Below are 1359 nucleotides of genomic sequence, written 5' to 3'. Positions count from 1 at the left end.
TGTTGCCTCGTGTCAAGATGCGCGCGAGGACTGATTCGTTGACTCATTCGAGGATGCGCGCGTAACGGAAGCCTTGGCCTTGGGTCCGGCATTGCTGGTGGTGATGGTCAGCAGCTCGGTGGTCAGGGCCTGGATCTGGCGCTGTACGGCGGCTGGGTTGATGCCGGTGTAGGTGTCGGCGAGGATCGCCTTGTCCTCGGTGCAGACCGCCTCGTGGCGCTCGGCGCGGCGGTGCGGGGTGGTCGCCGTGTCGTATTTCTTGGACACTTTGGCGCCGTCGCGGACCTTGGAGACGAGTTTTTGCTGCGGGTAGAAGTAGTTGGTCAGCAGTGACTGCAACATCCATATCTTGTTGAGTAACAACAGTTCTGCTTTGGTGTCGTAGCGATGGTAGCCGACCACGATGCGCACGATGGCCCAGTTCTTCTGCTCCACGTAGCAGCCGTCGTTTTTGTTGCCGGCCCGCGACCGGGTGAAGGTGATGTGGCGCTGCTCGCACCACGCCAGCAGGTGGTAATTGATGAACTCCGATCCGCAGTCGCTGTCCACGCCCAGGATCGGGAACGGCATGATCTTGGCGATATCGTCGAGGGCGGCCAGCACCCATTTACGGGCCTTGTTGGGCACGCTGCGGTTCTCGGTCCACCCGGTGGCGATGTCGGTGACGGTCAGCGTATAGGCGTGCTCACCAGCGGCGTTGCCGCCCTCGTGGCCGACCAGGTCGATCTCCACGAACCCGGGCACCGCGTCGTCCCAGTCGGCCCAGGTGCGGATCGGGATCTGGCTTTTCAGCAGCGAGCCGGGTTTGGTGTGGCTGCGGCCCTTAATTTAAGCTCATGTTTCTTGCGTTCGGGCGCCAGGCGGCGGTCGATGGCGGCCGCCGACATGCCCGCCAGCAGCGCGGCGGTGTCGTCGTCGATGTCGAGCTCCTCGCAGCGACGCAGTCTGTCCGTCAGCTCGCCCAGCATCGGCGCCAGCCTTTTCCCGGCCGGCATTCCCAGCACCGCCCAGCAGAAGATCAGCGCCGCAATGACTTTCGGCCCGTACTTGGGCGGACGCGGCGCCCTGCTCTTGATGACCTTCGGGCGCAGCGCATTCTTCAATGCCTTGCGTGCGTGGTTGCGGTGCCAGCCGGTGGTAGCGCACAACTCATCGAGGATCCGGCCCTTGCCGGCCTTGTCAGCTCGCGCGTAGCGGGTCGCGATCGCCTTCGTCACAGCCTTGCGTTGACTCACCGTCAGTCCCATCGTCCGGGCCTACCGAGTCTTTGCTCACCGCCCGGGCAGGCGCGCCGTACGCGCGCATTCTCAGCTGAGGCAACGAATGGGTCTACGCGCGCATTTTTGGTGAGTCAACGCG

At 63.9% G+C, this 1359-nt stretch carries 1 pseudogene; it reads right to left on the bottom strand.

From position 1 onward, the window contains the following. Nucleotides 1–12 precede the first annotated feature (12 nt). Nucleotides 13–1247 (bottom strand): annotated as a pseudogene (locus tag AC5Y49_RS24645) (integrase catalytic domain-containing protein). Nucleotides 1248–1359: the final 112 nt, after the last annotated feature.

The organism is Mycobacterium sp. NGS62, assembly GCF_059812285.1.
The sequence above is the reverse complement of the archived record's forward strand: the minus strand, read 5'-3'. Positions and strand labels throughout refer to the sequence as shown.